We start from the raw sequence: 17,079 nt of genomic DNA, 5'->3' as shown, positions 1-17,079 counted from the left end.
TTTTCCGTAAAATGGTTGACTTCATGAATTTTCATGTTAGAATTCATTACATAACATTCATCTTCTTCTCTCCATTCTCTCTCCATCTCCTCAATCGTGACCCAGGTATGGGTCTCTTTTTTTCGCACAAATTGCTGAAAATGCCGCGATTTTTTTCGGCAGCCGGCTGAGCGGAAGAGAGCGAGCTGACACGTCACATCTTTATCCACAGGCTCTGGATAATTTTCGGCGGATGCGTTCACCTGCTCCTGTGAATACTGGTGATAACACGAAGAATTGCCGGGAAAATCGACATTTTCCTGTGGATTTTTTTGTGGAATTTGTGGATAAAAGTATCGGTGTTATCAACAGAGGAGGGTGCCTGGTGAGAACAAAAGGGCTGCAGGTACTGGCTCTATGCCTGCTGTTGGCGGCTGTTGCAAATCCGGAAGCGTCGGCTGCCGCAGTCGCTGTTGGTGCTGCTGTGACAGCGGAAAAACCGGTGCATGCAACCGGAGCAGACCATTCGGCAGGCAGGCAGGTGGTGGCGTTGTTCGTGGAAGGGATGTCGTTTCGGGAGCTGGACCGCCTGCGCAGCTATCCACATGTGGATACATGGCTGGAGCAGGCGGAAGCGGGCGCGCTCTCCATCCGTACACCGGGGGCGCGTACGGCTGCCAATGGCTACCTGCTGCTCGGCAGCGGCGGACCGGCCGTGTACACGGAGCGCAGCGGTACGGCGTATCACCCGGAGGAGCTGCTCTCTTCCGGGGTGACGGCAGGTGAGCGTGCCCGGCAGCTAAGTCCAGCCGACGGGGCAGACGCGGCTCGTTTCCGGGTCGTGTTTCCCGGCATCTATCGCCTGCACGCGGAAAACCGGTCCAAGCCGTACTCCACCCGGATCGGTTTGCTGGGCGAAACGCTTGCCCGTCATGGCATTCCCGCTGCCAGTTACGGCAACGGTGATTACGACGACGTGCGACAGCGGCACGCCGTACTTTTTGCCATGGATGAGCAGGGGCGCGTTCCCCGGGGAGATCTCTCCGCTGCTGTCCTGGAGCGGCGGGACGACTACCCGTACGGCGTGCGGACCCGCTACGACTACCTTGCCGACCGGATTCGCGAAGACCGCACTTCCGGGTTGATTACCGTGCAGCTGTCTGACCTGGCTCGCCTCTATCAAGCGGCGGACGACATGGCCCCGGACCGGTTCGCCCGTCAGTACGATCAGGTACTGTCCGACCTTGGTGCATTTTTGGACCGGGTGCTGAGGGAACGCAGGCCGGACCAGTTGGTGATGCTGCTGTCGCCTGCGCCGCATGTTCAGGCCCAAAAGGAGAAAGCGCTGCTGACGCCGCTCCTGTTGTGGCGGGGAGGAGCGGCGGGGGTGCTCACTTCGGCGACGACCAGACAGACGGGGGTGGTCAGCGGTCTGGATGTACTGCCTACCGTCCTGTCATGGCTGCGCGTGCCGCCGCCGGAGCGGCTGACCGGCCACCTGCTGCGTCTGTCGAAGGAAATGAACGTGTCCGATCTGCTGCGTGAAGTGGAGCGGATTCACCACATTTACGCCAACCGTTCTTCCGTGTTGTACACGTACGTCATGCTGCAGATCGCGATCCTGGGAGCGGCTTCGTTCCTCTGGCTGTGGGGAAGGCGAACAGACGGCGGGAGGCTGAACCTGGCGCGGCGCGTTGTCCGTCTGGCGCTGCTGTCGATGCTCTGGTTTCCCCTGCTGTTTCTGGTGGAGGGGCTGGTCGGCTGGAAGGTGCCGTCAGCGGTTGTCCTGTCGGTGGTCATCACAGCTGCGCTGGCGGGGGGCATGCTGCTGGAACAGGCGCGTTCGCTTCCGGCCGGATTGTCTGCCGTGGCGGGATTGACCACGCTGGCGCTGCTGTCGGACGGCATGTTCGGCAATCCGGCGATGCGCCGTTCCTATCTGGGGTACGATCCGGTGATTGGCGCCCGTTTTTACGGGTTGGGCAACGAATACGAAGGGGTGCTGATCGGCAGCGCCATCCTGTTTGCTGCAGCGCTCGCTCAGTGGCGGCGGGACAGGCGGGAGGACGCGGAGGGAGGGACCGATCCGCTGTCCGTGGTCGTCGGCAGCGGTCTGTTTGGCTTCATCCTGTATTACATGGCGTCTCCCGGGCTGGGGGCTGACGCCGGCGGGTTTCTCGCCGGTCTGGTCGGGTTCTCCGTGGCGTTTGTGCGGATGCAGGGGTGGCGAATGGGAAAAAAAGGCCTCCTGCTGTTGGCAGGAGGTGTCCTGGCAGGGATGGTCGCGTTGACGGTGGCCAGTCTGCTGTCCGGTCAGCCGCCCACTCACATTGGCCGGGTGGCGCAGCAGATCGCCTCAGGGGAGTGGACGGACGTGGCTCAGATCGTGCAGCGCAAACTGGAGATGAACCTGCGGCTGATCCGCGTGTCAGTGTGGAGCAAGGTGTTTGCCGTCTCGCTGGTCGTCCTCGGCCTGCTGGCTCTCTGCAACGATCGCTACCTGCGCCATCTGGCCCGCGATTATCCGTTTTTGGTCAGGGGGTTTTCAGGCGTGATCGCCGGGGCACTGGCCGGTCTTTTGCTCAACGATTCCGGGATCATCACCGCTGCGACCTGCATCGTGTTTCTTGTTGTGCCTGCCTTGTACGCAGCGTTGGGAAAGACGGAGGAGCATCGCTGCTCCACGTCGTGACCTTGCTGGCGTCATCGCAGCCGGACGGTTGGCCCTGGCGGCACAGACGGGCTTAAAGTCCATTTACTGTCGCCTTGCACCGGTGCCGCCTGTTTACCGCCCGAAGGAAGTCTGCCAAGGGAAACATCGGCGGGGCATCACCCTTCGGAGAGTTCGCTCCATTCCTCGTAGAGCCGCTCCAGCTCCGCTTTCGCCTGCTCGATCAAGTCGTTTCGCTCTTTGGCTTGCACGTGGTCGCTGTACACCTCGGGCAGGCACAGCTCTTCCTCCCATTTGCGGATATCGGCTTCCCGCTGCTGAATGATTGCCTCGATCTCCTCCAGCCGGCGCTGACGCTGACGTTCGCGCCGTTTTGCCTCTTTGTCCAGCTCGTACGAGGATTTTTCCGTCTGGGGGGATGAGGCTGTTCCCTGCTTCTTGCCGAAGGGTGCCTGTTGTTCGGCTGCCAGCTGGGCCAACTCCTGTTTTTTCTCCACGTAATAGTCGTAGTTGCCGAGGTAGCTGGTCACTCCATCAGGGGTGAGCTCCAGCACGCGGGTGGCGATCTTGTTCAGGAAGTAGCGGTCGTGAGAGACGAACAGGATCGTGCCCGGGTAATCGTACAGCGCGTTTTCCAGCACTTCCTTGCTGTAGATGTCCAGGTGGTTGGTCGGCTCGTCGAAAATCAGGAAGTTGGCCTGCTTCAGCATCAGCTTGGCCAGCGAAACCCGCGCCCGTTCGCCGCCGGACAGCTCACAGATGCGCTTCTGCACGTCGTCACCGCTGAACAGAAAGTTGCCCAGGAGGGTGCGGACATCCTTTTCCAGCATCTGCGGGTACTCGTCCCAGATCTCGTTCAACACGGTATTTTGCTCGTTGAGATCGCGATGCTCCTGGTCGTAGTAGCCGATCGTCACGTTGCTGCCCAACTGGATGCTGCCAGAGAGCGCAGGGAGTTTTTGCACGATCGTCTTCAGCAGCGTCGATTTGCCGATGCCGTTGGGGCCGACCAGGGCGACGCGTTCTTCCCGCTCGATCTCAAACGTCAGGTTGCGGGAGAGGGCGGCATTCGGATAGCCGATGCTCAGGTCGGCCGCTTTGATCACGATGTTGCCGCTCATCTTGGCGATATCAAAAGAAAAATGTACCGATTTGTTCTGCATGATGGGCTTCTCCAGCCGCTCCATCTTTTCCAGCATCTTGCGCCGGCTCTGGGCCCGTTTGGTCGTGGTCGCCCGGGCGATGTTGCGGGCGATGAAGTCCTCCAGCCGGGCAATCTCCTCCTGCTGCTTTTCGTAGCGTTTCAATTCCTGCTCCAGCCGCGCCGCCTTTTGTTCCAGGAAACGGCTGTAGTTGCCCACGTACCGGGTGGCGCGGGTTCGCTCGATTTCGTAGACGACGGTCACCAGCTTGTCCAGAAAATAGCGGTCGTGGGAGACGACGAGGATGGCTCCCTGGTAGTTTTGCAGGTAGGTTTCCAGCCAGGTGAGCGTCTCGATATCCAGGTAGTTGGTCGGCTCGTCCAAAAGCAGGACGCTGGGGGCCTGAAGCAGCAGCTTGGCCAGCGCCAGGCGGGTTTTCTGCCCGCCGCTCAGCGTCTTGATCGGGGTCTGGCTGTCCATGTCGGCAAACCGCAGCCCGTGCAGGACGCCGCGAATGGCCGCTTCGTAGGCGTAACCGCCCCGCTCCTTGAACGCCTCGGAACGACGGGCGTAATCCTCGAGAATCTGCTGATAGCGTTTCTCGTCAGCCAGCACGTCAGGGTTGCCCATCAGCGCTTCCAGTTTTCGCAGCTCACGCTCTTCCTCCTGCAGATCACTGAACACGGTGAGCATCTCGTCCCAGATGGTTCGCTCCGATTCCAATCCGCTGTCCTGAGCCAGGTAGCCGACAGTGACATCCTTTGGAATCCGGACGGTTCCGCTGTCATAGCTGAGCTGACCGGCGAGGATTTTCATCAATGTCGACTTGCCGGCGCCGTTTACGCCGACCAGTCCGATCCGTTCTCCGGTTTGTATTTGCAGGGAGATGTCCTGTAAAATAGTCTCAACCCCGTACGTTTTGTGTATATGTTCAGCCTGAAGCAATATCATTGCATGTCACCTCTTTAATACATACCTGCACCGCAAGCGGGCGGGCGGCGCTTTTTTGTGCTTGCGGTCGCCGTCGCAATTTATCCTATCAGACAAGTGTAGCGTAGAGAGCGCGCCGGGGACAACCCTTGCGCCTCCCGTCGCAGGCACCGAAAACAGGGAGGGGATCGTTGGGAATGGAACGGGCCAAGTTGAAGCAGGCGTTGCGCAGGCAGATGCTGGCCGAGCGGGCAGCGCTGCCTGCCGGGGAAAGGGCCAATCGCTCCCGGGAGGCGTGCCGTCATTTGCTGTCCTTTGCCAAACTGGCAGCGTGCCGGACCGTGATGGCCTTTCATCCGATACGAGAGGAGCTGGACATCGTCCCGTTTCTGGACAGCGCTCGTCAAAGGGGACAGGAGGTATGGCTTCCGCTGACCCTCGTGGCGGAGCGCCGGCTGATACCCTACCGCTATACCGGACCGGACATGCTGCGGCCCGGGGCATACGGGATCATGGAGCCGGACCCGGAAAAAGCGGAGGAGGCCGATCTGGCTGCGCTGGACGCGGTGCTGGTGCCGGGTGTGGCATTTGACCGGCAGGGGGGTCGGATGGGCTATGGCGGCGGATTCTACGACCGGTTTCTCGCTTCGCTGGACCAAAAGCCGATGCTGATCGGCTGCGGCTACCATTTTCAGGTGGTGCCATCCGTGCCGGTAGAGCCGCATGACGTCCGTCTCGATTACCTCGTGACGGAAGCGGGCGTGCTTGAGACCAGGGCAGCCGATCCGCGCTGAGTGGATGCCGGTCTGCGGCAATTTTGTGTCAGGTTTGCATATTTTCCAACTGCACTATCTACAGCGGGATCAAAACGGTGTACAATACAACTGCAAGGACAATTGGAGGAATGGACTGTGGGCAACTGGAAAATTGGCGTCATTTCGGCAAGTGATTCCATTGCAAGAGGAGACCGGGTGGACGATCGAATCCCGATCATCCGCAAGCTGACCCGTGAGTGGCTGCAGGTGGATGTGGCCATTTACCGCGCCGTCTCGGACGACATGGAGGAACTGAAAGAGAACATGATCGAGCTGGTGGACCGGGAGAAGTGCGATTTGTTGATTGTCACCGGCGGTACCGGGTTGAGTCCGCGCGACGTCACCCCGGAAGTGACAACGTGGGTCATGGACAGGCCCGTTCCGGGTCTGGCCGAGGAAATGCGTCGGGCCGGATTGCAGCAGTCCCGCCGCGCGATGCTGACTCGCGCTGTCGCAGGTACGCGCGGTAACGCCTTGATCATCAACCTCCCCGGCAATCCCAGCGGCGTGGAAATCTGCTTCAACGCCATCGGAGACATGCTGTCCGATGCCTTGCACATTTTGCAGGGAACGGGAGAGGCCAATGAAGATTGGGGAGGATTGGGTTGGTAGAAAAACCAAAGCTGAAGGAAGTGCCTGTGAGGGAAGCGGTAGGCATGATGCTTCCCCACGATATGACACAGATTTTGCCCGGCGAATTTAAAGGACGCCTGTTCAAAAAAGGGCATGTCATCACGGAAGCGGACATCGAACCGCTGCTCTCCATCGGCAAGGAGCACATCTACGTGCTGGAGATGCCGGAGGGGTACATTCATGAGGATGACGCGGGCACGCGGATTGCCCGGGCGGTGTCCGGGGACGGGCTGACGCTGACCGAGCCTTACGAGGGAAAGGTGTCAATGAAGGCGACCCGGCTGGGGCTGGCGAAGATTAACGAAGAAGCCGTCCACGCGATCAACGCGCTGGAAGGCATCGCCCTGTCCACCATCTACAGCGACCAGGTGGTGCAGCCCGGCCAGACGGTGGCCGCCGCGCGGATCATTCCGTTGATCATGGAGGAAGCACGAATCGTCCGCCTGGAAGAGCTGGCGCGGGGCTTCAGCGGTCCGATCGTACAGGTGAAGCCGTTTTACGAAAAGAAAGTGGGAGTGGTCACCACTGGCGGTGAAGTGTATTCAGGCCGGATTGCCGACAAGTTCGGCCCCGTGATCCGGGCCAAGGTGGAGGCGCTCGGTTCCCGTGTGACGGAGCAGCGCTTTGCTCCCGACGACAAGGAAGCGATCGAACGGGAGATTATCCGCTTTCTGGAGGAGGGCGTCGATCTGGTGCTGGTGACCGGCGGGATGTCGGTTGACCCCGACGACCGCACGCCGGGAGCGATTGCCGGTGTTGGAGCGGAAGTGGTCCGTTACGGCACGCCGATGCTGCCCGGTTCCATGCTGATGGTAGCCTACAAGGGCGACGTGCCGATACTGGGTCTGCCCGGAGCGGTGATGCACGAGCCGTTTACCTCGTTTGACGTGTTTTTGCCCCGGATCCTGGCCGGCGAGCGAATCGTCGAGTCGGACATGACCCGGTTGGGATACGGCGGATTGCGCACATGCTAGCTGGCAACACTGTTGGCTGATGGAGAAAAGGAGTGAATGTGAATGGGTTCTACGATTGGGATTCCAGGGTTGATCTTGATTCTTGTGCTTGCTCTGGTGCTGTTTGGCCCCAAGAAACTGCCGGAACTGGGGCGCGCGGTGGGTCACACGTTGAAGGAGTTTAAGAACGCCACCCGCGGCCTGACCAAGGACGACGATGACGAAGCCGAATCCAAGGTGAAGGAACAGCCCGCCAAGGCTGTGATTACCGAAAAGGACGCGCTTGACCGCGAGAAGCTGGAGCGGGAAATTCGCGAACGGCTGGAACGCGAACGCCTGGAAAAGGAGATTCGGGAAAAGCTGGAACAGGAGCGGCTGCAGGCCGAAAGCGGACAGCCCAAGGCGTAACCGGGTGGTGGACATGTCGGACGATCGTGAAATGACCGTTGTGGAGCACCTGACTGAGCTGCGCAGACGGATTATCTGGGTGCTGGTTGTATTTGTTGCTGCATTGATTGTTGGTTTTTTTGCTGCCGGCCCAATTGTCGAATATCTGAAGGAAAAGCCGATCACCGAGGGAGTTCCGCTCATCTCCCTGCACCCGTCTGACGCGCTTAGGGTGTACATGCAGTTTGCCTTTTTGATCGGGGTGGTGGTGACGCTGCCGTTTGCCCTGTATCAGACCTGGCTGTTTGTCTCGCCGGGTCTTCGCGACAACGAGCGGCGCGTGACGCTGATGTTCATCCCGGCTGCGTGCGTGCTGTTCGTCGTCGGCCTCCTGTTTGGCTACTATGTGGTGTTCCCGATGGTGATGCAGTTCGTGAGCGGCATCTCGCTGGGGATGGACATCAAGCCGAACTACGGGATCGCCGAGTACTTCGGGTTTCTGATGAACATGGTGATTCCGTTCGGGTTTTTGTTTGAACTGCCCATTGTCGTCATGTTTCTGACCCGGCTGCGCATCCTCAACCCGGTGCGGCTGGCGAAGGTTCGCCGCATTGCCTACTTCGGTCTGGCGGTGGTGGGAGTTACGCTGACGCCGCCGGATATTGTCAGCGACATCCTGGTGATTATCCCGTTGCTGCTCCTCTACGAGTTGAGCGTCTGGCTGTCGCGGATCGTCTACCGCAAACAGCTGAAAGAGGATGAGACCTGGGAAAAAGAATACGGATGGGAAGCGGACGAAGCAGTTCGCTGATGCGTGCAAAGGCCCCTGCCGAAATTAGAGTGCACCCCTTAAAGTAGACATTGGAAAAACCCCTTGGGAAAACCGATGTTACTTTAAGGGGTGAATTTTTTATGGCTATCAAAGGTCAAAAGTTCAAACATTATCCTTTGTCGTTGAAAATGGAGGCAATACGATTGCATGTAGAGGAGAAGTGGACATACAGACAGATCACTGAGCATTTAGAAATCCAGGATAAGGATCGAGTAAAAAAGTGGATGCGGAAATACAAACAACTTGGGGAGTTCGGTCTTTTGGATCAGCGTGGACGACGTACAGCGTACATCGATCAAGATCGACATGTGAAAAAATTGAAACGGGAGAACGAAATTCTAAAAAAGTGTTTGGAAATCTGGATGCGGGAGGTGTAAGAAAAAAGTATCGTGTGATGGAGAATGTCGCAGCGTTGTACCCGATTACCGAACTCTCCAAACTTCTTGGTGTATCGAGGAGTGGGTATTATCGGTATCTTGCACAGAAGGAGTGGGATAGAGACGGAGAACTGAAACAGCAGATTCAAACCATCTATGATGAACGAAAAGGAATATATGGGTATCGAAGAATTCAAGCGGAACTCTTTCGTCAATACGGCAAGGTTGTGAATCATAAGAAGGTGTTACGACTCATGCAAATTCTTGGGCTGAAAGCCATTATTCGTGGCAAGCGAGCGTATCGGAGCACGTATCGAGCGGCTGAATCTGATGGTCGTGTTGCCGAAAATCTGTTGAAGCGTGACTTCACAGCCGAGAAACCAAACCAGAAGTGGGTCACCGATGTTACCCAGTTTCGTGTAGGAGATCAACGTATCTTCTTATCAGCGATTAAAGACTTGTTTCACAACGAAATCGTGGCGCACCATGTGAGCTTACACAATGACAATGCCCTTGTCCTGGAGACGTTTCGGAAAGCATTTGAAAAGCATAAGGACGTGACTGGACTGATCGTACACAGCGATCAAGGCTCCCAGTACACGTCCCACGCATACCACGACATGCTGCAAAAGGTTGACGCCCGAATCAGCATGTCGCGAAGGGGCAATTGTTTAGACAATTCCCCTATGGAGAGTTTCTTCTCGCACTTAAAGGCAGAAGCTCTCTATCCTTATGATATTCGAAGTCTGGATGAAGCGCAAAGACGAATTGAGGAGTACATTCGTTTTTACAATGAAGAGCGTTTGCAAATCAAATTAAATAAGCTGACGCCAGTCGAGTACAGGCGTCAGCATGCGGCCTAACGGCCGGGGGTTTTTTAAGTGTCTACAAAATGGGGTCTTGACCAAATGCGGCGGGGGCTTTTTTTTGGTGCGTCCGGCATGGGCAGTCTGTCGGTAAAGGTCCCGACCAGGGAGCGGCGGTACCAACCGTAAGCACGAGGTACGCCGGCCCGTTGTGAGGCGGAATGCAGATGACGTCGGCGGCATATGCCGTCCTTTCTACTTTTGCAGGCGGCCGGGCATACTACTACGGGAAAACAGGAGGTGTGTACATCCATGTGGCTGATTCTCTGTCTGGCACTGCTGGCCTCTCCACTGCAGACGGGAGCGGTCAAAGCAGAAGCGGCCGAACAAGTAGAACTGTTTGACACGGACGAAGAGCGGGTGGTGAATACCTTTGACAACACAGAGGCATTTCAGACGGAAGCCCAGGTTCTCCTGAACAGTGTCAGCGGGCGGGTGCAGGAGCTGAATCCGCCGCTTTCACATGCGCTGATCGTCAAAATCCCGCTGGTGCCGCCAAGGCAGTTGGTTCACCGGCCAGCAAAGATCGACGCCGCCATTGCCGAAATGTTTGTCGTCATGCCCAAGGCGGGCAGCCGTCGCCCCTGGATGATTTTGCACACCAAGCAGTACGAGACCCTGGTCGTCGAGTTTGCCGGCGAGGTGGACGGATTAAAAAAGCTCGTCCGCCTGCAGGATTGAAGGTGCGGCGTACCCGCAGCGGCAGGACTGGGCTTAAAAAAGGGCAAACGGGACGGGAGAACTCCCGTCCTTATTGCTTGAGCGTGAGAAACGTCTGGGTGTAGTAGTCGGTCGCCACGCCCGCCCCCAGTTGGGCGAATCCTTTTTCCAGCACGTTTTTGCGGTGACCGGGGCTGTTCATCCAGCTCTCGTGGGCTTCGATGGCATCCGGGTAGCCGGCGGCGATGTTTTCTCCCGCCATGCTGTAGGCGATCCCTGCTTTTTGCAGCCGCTGGAATGGATTTAAGCCGGTGGTGGCGGAGACGTGGTCGAAAAAGCCGTGGGACTCCATGTCCCGGCTGTGCTGGCGGGCGACGCGGGCGGCCTGGTCGCTCCAGGTAAGCAGGGGCAGTTTGTAGCGGTAGCGGACGACGTTGACCAGGTCGAGCAGTTGACGTTCCATCGCGGTGTTCACCTGCTCCCGCTCCTTTACGCTCAGCGGAGGGGGATCGAAATTGGGAGCCTCGCCCTGATACGTCCACTTCGTTTCGTAAAAGCTGCCGCGCAAGAGCATCAGCGTGTCAATCAGGCGGATGGCGGTCACCTTGTCGCCGTTCTGCTTGTCCAGGTAAAAGATGTGGGGGATACCGTCGACGATGACCAGCGGCCGCTGGTATTTTTGGTTGGTGATCTCCACGTGGGCGTTCATGTAGGAAAACGAGACGGTATGGGCGATGTCGTAGTGGCGGACAAGAGCCGGCAGGCTGGTACCGATGGAGGCATTGCCGGTCTTGGCTTGGGGCGCGTTGGAGTAGATGTCCACCACCTTGCCGTCACTGATGCCCACCTGGAGGTAACGGGCCGGATCGCAGTTGTAGATCCACCACTGGTACCCCAGACCGCTCGGCTCCTGGCGAGCCGGCTTGCCGAGCACTTTGACCACCTGCTCGGCCGGCATGCCGAGAGAAATGCCGAACAGGCTGGCGGAAGTGTTCGGAGCGGGACGTTTGGTCTCGGTAGGCGCGGTCGCTGACTGAGCAGGCGGAAGTTTGACTGCGGCAGGGCCTGTCTGCTGGGGCGAAGGGCGTTTTGCCGCCCCCGGTGCTTGTCCCAGCCAGGCGGAATGGCTGGCCTCGTCCCTGCCTGTCGGTTTGTTCAGATGGCGGCCGATCAAAGACAGGGGAACATACGTGACCCCCTTGTATTCAAGTGCGGCGGGAAGGTAACGGGTACCGTCGTGAAAATACCCGGACGAATCAACGCCGGTTACGGCTTTGCCGTCCCAATACAGCGTGGTCGGCTGGACGTTGGCGAGGATGGCGGACGAATTGCCCGCGATGAGGAAATGGCCGATGCCCGCGACCAAGAGGGCGAACACGCCGATCCAGATCCATTTGCGCATGCAGGTTCCCTCCTTGGATGGCTTGTCTGATTTCATGGTTTATCTATATGAACAAGCTGGTCTGGTAGAACCGAAAATCTAGCAAATGCCAAAGAAAAGACTGTCAAAATGAGAGGGAACGAGAACAGGCCGGATGGAAAAAAGTGAGGGAAACTACTTGCAAAGTACATAGGGATTCATTATTATAGGTAATGGGTGTTAGCACTCCCCTCGATCGAGTGCTAACAACAATCATCTTCATGAACCTAGACTTTAAGGAGGGTGTTTTTTGTGCTGAAGCCATTGGGTGACCGTGTGGTAATCGAACCAATCTCCAAAGAAGAAACGACTGCAAGCGGTATCGTTCTGCCTGACACTGCGAAGGAGAAACCGCAAGAAGGACGCGTAATCGCAGTCGGTTCCGGCCGCGTTGCCGACAACGGCGAGCGCATCGCGCTGGAAGTGAAAGAAGGCGACAAGGTAATCTTCTCCAAATACGCCGGCACCGAAGTAAAAGTGGACAACAAAGAATACCTCGTGCTCCGCGAATCCGATATCCTCGCGATCATCGGCTAAGGCTTTTCACATAAGGAACGTACGGAAAACACATAACGCAGGAGGTTGAGTTTGAGATGGCAAAACAAATCAAGTTCTCTGAAGACGCACGCCGCGCGATGCTTCGCGGGGTGGAAACACTGGCTAACGCCGTGAAAGTAACCCTCGGTCCGAAAGGCCGCAACGTGGTTCTGGAGAAAAAATTCGGCTCTCCGCTGATCACCAACGACGGTGTGACCATCGCGAAAGAGATCGAGCTGGAAGACGCTTATGAAAATATGGGTGCGCAGCTCGTGAAAGAAGTTGCGACCAAAACCAACGACATCGCTGGTGACGGTACGACCACCGCTACTGTTCTGGCTTATGCGATGATTCGCGAAGGTCTGAAAAACGTAACCGCCGGCGCCAACCCGATGGTTGTTCGTCGCGGTATGGAAAAAGCGGTACGCGCTGCCGTTGAAGAAATCAAGTCCATCGCGAAACCGGTGGAAAGCAAAGAGGCTATCGCGCAAGTTGCGTCCATTTCCGCTGACAGCACTGAAGTGGGCGAACTGATCGCTGAAGCTATGGAAAAAGTGGGCAAAGACGGCGTTATCACCGTTGAAGAGTCCAAAGGCTTCACGACTGAGCTGGAAGTTGTAGAAGGTATGCAATTTGACCGCGGCTACGCTTCCCCGTACATGATCACCGACACCGACAAAATGGAAGCGGTTCTGAAAGATCCGTACATCCTGATCACCGACAAGAAGATCTCCAACATCCAAGAGATCCTGCCGGTGCTGGAGCAAGTGGTACAAAGCGGCAAACCGCTCCTGATCATCGCAGAAGATGTAGAAGGCGAAGCGCTGGCTACCCTGGTAGTAAACAAACTGCGCGGTACCTTCACTGCAGTAGCCGTTAAGGCGCCTGGCTTCGGCGACCGCCGCAAAGCTATGCTGCAAGACATCGCAATCCTGACCGGCGGTGAAGTGATCACCGAAGAACTGGGTCTGGAACTGAAATCCACCAAACTGCAACAACTGGGCCGCGCTGGTAAAGTTGTTGTTACCAAAGAAACCACCACGATCGTGGAAGGTGCAGGCGACAAGGCTGCAATCGAAAGCCGCGTTGCTCAAATCCGTCAACAAATCGAAGACACCACCTCCGACTTCGACCGTGAAAAACTGCAAGAACGCCTGGCAAAACTGGCTGGCGGCGTAGCAGTGATCAAAGTCGGTGCAGCTACCGAAACCGAACTGAAAGAGAAAAAACTGCGCATCGAGGACGCACTCAACTCCACTCGCGCTGCAGTGGAAGAGGGTATCGTGCCTGGCGGTGGTACCACGCTCGTCAACGCGATCAAAGCTGTTGAGAAAGTGGTTGCCGAGGGCGAAGAAGCAGTGGGTGTGCAAATCGTGCTGCGCGCACTGGAAGAGCCGGTTCGTCAAATCGCTGCGAACGCAGGTCTGGAAGGCTCCGTCATCGTGGAGCGCCTGAAAAACGAACCGGTTGGCATCGGCTTCAACGCTGCTACCGAAGAATGGGTAAACATGATCGATGCAGGTATCGTAGACGCTGCAAAAGTTACCCGTTCCGCACTGTCCAACGCTGCATCCGTGGCAGCTATGTTCCTGACCACGGAAGCCGTTGTGGCTGACAAACCGGAAGAGACCAAAGCAGGCAACGGCATGCCGGACATGGGCGGCATGGGCATGATGTAATGAATCGGGATACCGATTCAACACGAGAGGCAGACAGCAGTCTGTCTCTCTTTTTTTATTTGTATTTGGAAGGCAAGCCTGAGGTGCTTGCGTTTTCTGGTTATTTTTCTGAATAGTACAAATGTTTACCGAAAAAATGTTTCGTATTTTATAAATAAAATGTAAAATAATACTTCAGAGATATGTTGACAGCGAGCCAAGCGAAAAAAGGGTAAGGAGGCGATTCACAATGAAACGAGCAGGGGTCTGGCTGTTATGTGCATGTCTGGTGTTCGTCCTGGCTGCTTGCAGCAGCAGTCCGTCGTCGTCTGCGGGTGATCAGCCGGGCGGGGGTGAACCGGCCAAAGGGGAGCCGGTGGAACTGGTCATGTACAGTTGGCGGCCGGAAGACAAGGATGCGTACGCTGTGTTTATTGCCGAGTTTGAAAGGCAGCATCCCGGGATCAAGGTGAAGTTCAAACCGTTCAAATCGACTGAGTACAACACCATTCTGACCAACTCCCTCACCTCCGGAACCGGGCCGGACATCGTGCAGCTTCGTCCGTATGCGGGCACCCGTGCGATGGCCGACGCCGGGTATCTGCTGCCGCTGGACGATCTCAAAGGGCTCCAGGAGATTCCGCAGTCGTATTTGGACGCAGCCAGGGGCAGTGACCACAAGGTGTACGGCGTCCCGTTGTCGATCAACTCCGCCGTGATCTTTTACAACAAAAAGCTGTTTGCCGACAACGGCCTGCAGCCTCCGCAAACCTGGGACGAATTTCTCCAGGTGTGCCGTGCACTCCAGCAAAAGGGAATCATTCCCATCGCGCAGTCCGGCAAAGCGGCCTATCTGCTCTCCCTCACGCACAGCGTCATTGGCATCAGTGCATACGGCGGCAACGACTTCGTGGACAAATTGATGAAGGGCGAGGCCACCTTCAACGATCCGGCGTTTCTCGATTCGATCAAAAAGATGCAGGAGTTGGCACCATTTTTCCCGCCCGATTTTGTGGGAATCGACGACAATGACGCGCAGGCGCTGTTCTATACCGGCAAGGCTGCCATGTACATCAACGGCAGCTACCGGCTGGAAACGTTTGAAAAGCACAACCCCGACATGCCTCTTGACGTGATCCCGTCGCTGGCCAAAGAGAAAGGCGGCGACACGCCGATCGTCAACTGGGTGGACGGCTCCTACGGTATAGTGAAGGCGTCCAAGCATCCGGAAGAGGCGAAGCTGTTCATGGAGTTCCTCGCCTCAAAGGAGTTTGGCCAACTGTTCAGCGACGAACTAAACCGCGTCAGCCCCATTCCCGGCGTGACCCCCAAGCATCCGCTGGTGCAAAAAATGACGCAGCTGAGCGAAGCAAGCATGGTCCCGTACCTGATGCTCGTTCATTTTGGGGAGGGAACGCCGACCACGAAAACCACGTTTGAGGATTCGTTGCAGGGCATGTACATCAACAAGCTCACCGTCGAGCAGGTGGCGGAAGCGACCCAGGCGTCCGCCGACAAGTGGTTCAAGCCGAACAAGTAGCGGCGCGCCGGAAAAAATTCAAGCAGAGGTACAGTCAGGCCGGGGCGCTTGGCTGTACCCTGTTTTTCGGGAGGGGTTCACCCATGGCCGTGTTGGAAAAATCGACCGAAGTAAAGCGGCAGGCCGCTCCGCGTCGGGGGCTGAACCTGAGCAAGCATTTGGTTCACCTGTTCCTGCTGCCGGCCTTGGTCATTTACGTGTGGTTTCAGGTCTATCCCATCTTTAGTGCGTTTTTGAACAGCTTTTACGAGTGGAACGGATTGAAGCGGGGCGCGTTTATTGGTCTGGAGAATTTCGTGCGCCTGTTTACCGAATCGCCGTTTAAAGAGATGTTTTTCCGCGGGTTCGGTCACAACGTCATCTTTTTCGTGGGGACGATCGTCGCCAAGCTGGTGGTTGCGTTCCTGCTCGCCCTGATCATCAACAGCAGGATTCGCGGCAAGGAGTTTTTTAAAACGGTCTTGTTTCTGCCCAAGCTGCTGTCAGTGATCGTCGTCGGCTTCCTGTTCAGCCTGATTTTGAACCCGACGTACGGGGCGCTGAACACCCTGCTGAAGCATGTCGGACTGGAAGAGTGGGCCCGCCCCTGGCTGGGCGACCCGGATACGGCCCTCTACGCAATCATCCTCGTCAACAGTTGGTACGGCCTCGGCTTTGCCGTGCTGATCTTCCTGGCCGGGCTGCAGGCCATCCCGGCGGAAATATACGATGCCGCCAAGATTGACGGGGCCTCCGGACTGACCATGCTGCTGCGCATAACCCTGCCGCTGGCGATGCCGTCGATCATGGTGATGACGATTTTGACGTTCATTGGCTCGTTTGAAACGTTTGAACTGATTTTTGCCATGCAGGGGTCGCAAGGGGGCCCTTACTATTCCACGGATGTACTGGCCACGTACTTCTACCGGTTGGCCTTCGGGTCAGTGGAGGGGGGCGAGTCCATCGGGCTGGGCTCGGCGTTGGCAGTCGTGCTGTTCCTGATGATTTCCAGCGCGACGGCGGTGCTGCTCTTTTTCTTTAAACGCAAGGAATACGAACTGTAGGAGGTTCGACCATGACAGCAAGGCTCGGACAGTTTGCAAAGTATCTGGTGCTGCTGGTTTTTTCCGTTTTGATGCTGTATCCCGTTTTTCTGATGATCGCGTCGTCGTTTAAATCCAATCTGGAGATCCTCACGTCGCCGCTCGGTCTGCCCGCTTCGCTGTCATTGGAAAACTACAAGCTGGTGTGGGAGAAGGTGAACTTTGGCGCGTATGTGTGGAACAGCGTCTACGTGAGCGGGCTGTCTGTCTTGTTGATCCTGTTTCTCTCGTCACTTGCCGCTTTCTACCTGTCCCGCTATCCGTTTCGCTGGAATCCGTACGTGTTGTTTTTCTTCATGCTGGGCTTGATGCTGCCGATGAAGCTGGCGATTCTGCCGCTGTATATGATCATGCTGCAGTTGAAGCTGTTGGATACGCTGACGTCCCTGGTGATTCTGTACGTGGCCGGCGGAATCCCCTTTGCCGTGTTTGTCTTTTACGGGTTTTTCAAGACGCTCCCGACGGAATTGGACCAGTCGGCACGGCTGGACGGCTGCAATGGTTTTCAGGTGTACTGGAAGATCATTCTGCCGCTGATGAAGCCGCCGCTGGCAACAGTGGGCATCGTCCATTTGATCGGCGTCTGGAACGATTTTT

16 protein-coding genes (1 of these 16 running past the window's edge) are annotated in these 17,079 nt (G+C 56.9%); 14 read left to right on the top strand and 2 right to left on the bottom strand.

Annotated features, from left to right (window positions below):
• The first annotated feature begins 364 nt into the window (after window positions 1–364).
• Complete coding sequence (locus Q7F15_RS18380) at window positions 365–2,671, top strand: hypothetical protein (protein WP_304414774.1); 2,307 nt, start codon at window positions 365–367, stop codon at window positions 2,669–2,671.
• 137 nt (window positions 2,672–2,808) lie between these two features.
• Here Q7F15_RS18380 and abc-f read toward each other — a convergent pair whose 3' ends face one another.
• Window positions 2,809–4,743 carry a ribosomal protection-like ABC-F family protein gene (gene abc-f, locus Q7F15_RS18375; RefSeq protein WP_171566199.1) on the bottom strand — a complete coding sequence of 645 codons (1,935 nt, stop codon included), beginning with the start codon at window positions 4,741–4,743 and terminating at the stop codon, window positions 2,809–2,811.
• Between the two features lie 176 nt (window positions 4,744–4,919).
• On the opposite strand from abc-f, the gene Q7F15_RS18370 reads away from it, so the two are divergent.
• The 8 genes from Q7F15_RS18370 (at window position 4,920) to Q7F15_RS18335 (ending at window position 10,266) form a co-directional block, all read left to right on the top strand.
• The gene (locus Q7F15_RS18370; protein ID WP_304414773.1) at window positions 4,920–5,516 is read left to right on the top strand and encodes a 5-formyltetrahydrofolate cyclo-ligase; all 597 of its coding nucleotides are present in this window, start codon (window positions 4,920–4,922) and stop codon (window positions 5,514–5,516) included.
• Window positions 5,517–5,633: 117 nt separating this feature from the next.
• On the top strand, window positions 5,634–6,149 hold the full coding sequence (locus tag Q7F15_RS18365; RefSeq protein WP_171566200.1) for a MogA/MoaB family molybdenum cofactor biosynthesis protein: 516 nt from the start codon (window positions 5,634–5,636) through the stop codon (window positions 6,147–6,149).
• Window positions 6,143–7,144: a molybdopterin-binding protein gene (locus Q7F15_RS18360; RefSeq protein WP_304414772.1), complete on the top strand. Its 1,002-nt coding sequence runs from the start codon at window positions 6,143–6,145 to the stop codon at window positions 7,142–7,144. The genes Q7F15_RS18365 and Q7F15_RS18360 overlap by 7 nt, the downstream gene beginning before the upstream one ends.
• A 42-nt stretch (window positions 7,145–7,186) precedes the next feature.
• Window positions 7,187–7,531 carry a twin-arginine translocase TatA/TatE family subunit gene (tatA, locus tag Q7F15_RS18355; protein ID WP_171566202.1) on the top strand — a complete coding sequence of 115 codons (345 nt, stop codon included), beginning with the start codon at window positions 7,187–7,189 and terminating at the stop codon, window positions 7,529–7,531.
• Window positions 7,532–7,544: 13 nt separating this feature from the next.
• Window positions 7,545–8,321, top strand: coding sequence for a twin-arginine translocase subunit TatC (gene tatC, locus Q7F15_RS18350; RefSeq protein ID WP_171566203.1), 777 nt, complete (start codon window positions 7,545–7,547; stop codon window positions 8,319–8,321).
• Window positions 8,322–8,422: 101 nt separating this feature from the next.
• The gene (locus Q7F15_RS18345) at window positions 8,423–8,719 is read left to right on the top strand and encodes a helix-turn-helix domain-containing protein (protein ID WP_230076701.1); all 297 of its coding nucleotides are present in this window, start codon (window positions 8,423–8,425) and stop codon (window positions 8,717–8,719) included.
• Window positions 8,720–8,736: 17 nt separating this feature from the next.
• The gene (locus Q7F15_RS18340; protein WP_230076700.1) at window positions 8,737–9,582 is read left to right on the top strand and encodes an IS3 family transposase; all 846 of its coding nucleotides are present in this window, start codon (window positions 8,737–8,739) and stop codon (window positions 9,580–9,582) included.
• A gap of 255 nt (window positions 9,583–9,837) precedes the next feature.
• Window positions 9,838–10,266 carry a hypothetical protein gene (locus Q7F15_RS18335; protein ID WP_171566204.1) on the top strand — a complete coding sequence of 143 codons (429 nt, stop codon included), beginning with the start codon at window positions 9,838–9,840 and terminating at the stop codon, window positions 10,264–10,266.
• Between the two features lie 70 nt (window positions 10,267–10,336).
• Here Q7F15_RS18335 and Q7F15_RS18330 read toward each other — a convergent pair whose 3' ends face one another.
• Window positions 10,337–11,647 carry a CAP domain-containing protein gene (locus tag Q7F15_RS18330; protein WP_304414771.1) on the bottom strand — a complete coding sequence of 437 codons (1,311 nt, stop codon included), beginning with the start codon at window positions 11,645–11,647 and terminating at the stop codon, window positions 10,337–10,339.
• A 270-nt stretch (window positions 11,648–11,917) separates the two neighbouring features.
• Here Q7F15_RS18330 and groES point away from each other — a divergent pair, with 270 nt between their 5' ends.
• The 5 genes from groES to Q7F15_RS18305 form a co-directional block, all read left to right on the top strand.
• On the top strand, window positions 11,918–12,202 hold the full coding sequence (gene groES / locus Q7F15_RS18325; protein WP_171566206.1) for a co-chaperone GroES: 285 nt from the start codon (window positions 11,918–11,920) through the stop codon (window positions 12,200–12,202).
• A 56-nt stretch (window positions 12,203–12,258) separates the two neighbouring features.
• A complete protein-coding gene (groL, locus tag Q7F15_RS18320) occupies window positions 12,259–13,881 on the top strand; it encodes a chaperonin GroEL (protein WP_304414770.1) in 1,623 nt (540 codons plus the stop codon).
• A 229-nt stretch (window positions 13,882–14,110) separates the two neighbouring features.
• The gene (locus tag Q7F15_RS18315; RefSeq protein ID WP_304414769.1) at window positions 14,111–15,400 is read left to right on the top strand and encodes an ABC transporter substrate-binding protein; all 1,290 of its coding nucleotides are present in this window, start codon (window positions 14,111–14,113) and stop codon (window positions 15,398–15,400) included.
• A gap of 83 nt (window positions 15,401–15,483) precedes the next feature.
• The gene (locus Q7F15_RS18310) at window positions 15,484–16,443 is read left to right on the top strand and encodes a carbohydrate ABC transporter permease (protein ID WP_171566209.1); all 960 of its coding nucleotides are present in this window, start codon (window positions 15,484–15,486) and stop codon (window positions 16,441–16,443) included.
• Between the two features lie 11 nt (window positions 16,444–16,454).
• Window positions 16,455–17,079 carry the 5' portion of a carbohydrate ABC transporter permease gene (locus Q7F15_RS18305; protein ID WP_171566210.1) on the top strand. Its footprint extends 197 nt past the window's final position, so the window shows 625 of its 822 coding nt (coding positions 1–625); its start codon is at window positions 16,455–16,457; the stop codon falls past the right edge of the window.

Origin of the sequence: Brevibacillus aydinogluensis, assembly GCF_961514395.1 — a bacterium.
GTDB lineage: Bacteria > Bacillota > Bacilli > Brevibacillales > Brevibacillaceae > Brevibacillus > Brevibacillus aydinogluensis.
This window is presented reverse-complemented; position numbering and strand designations above follow the sequence as displayed.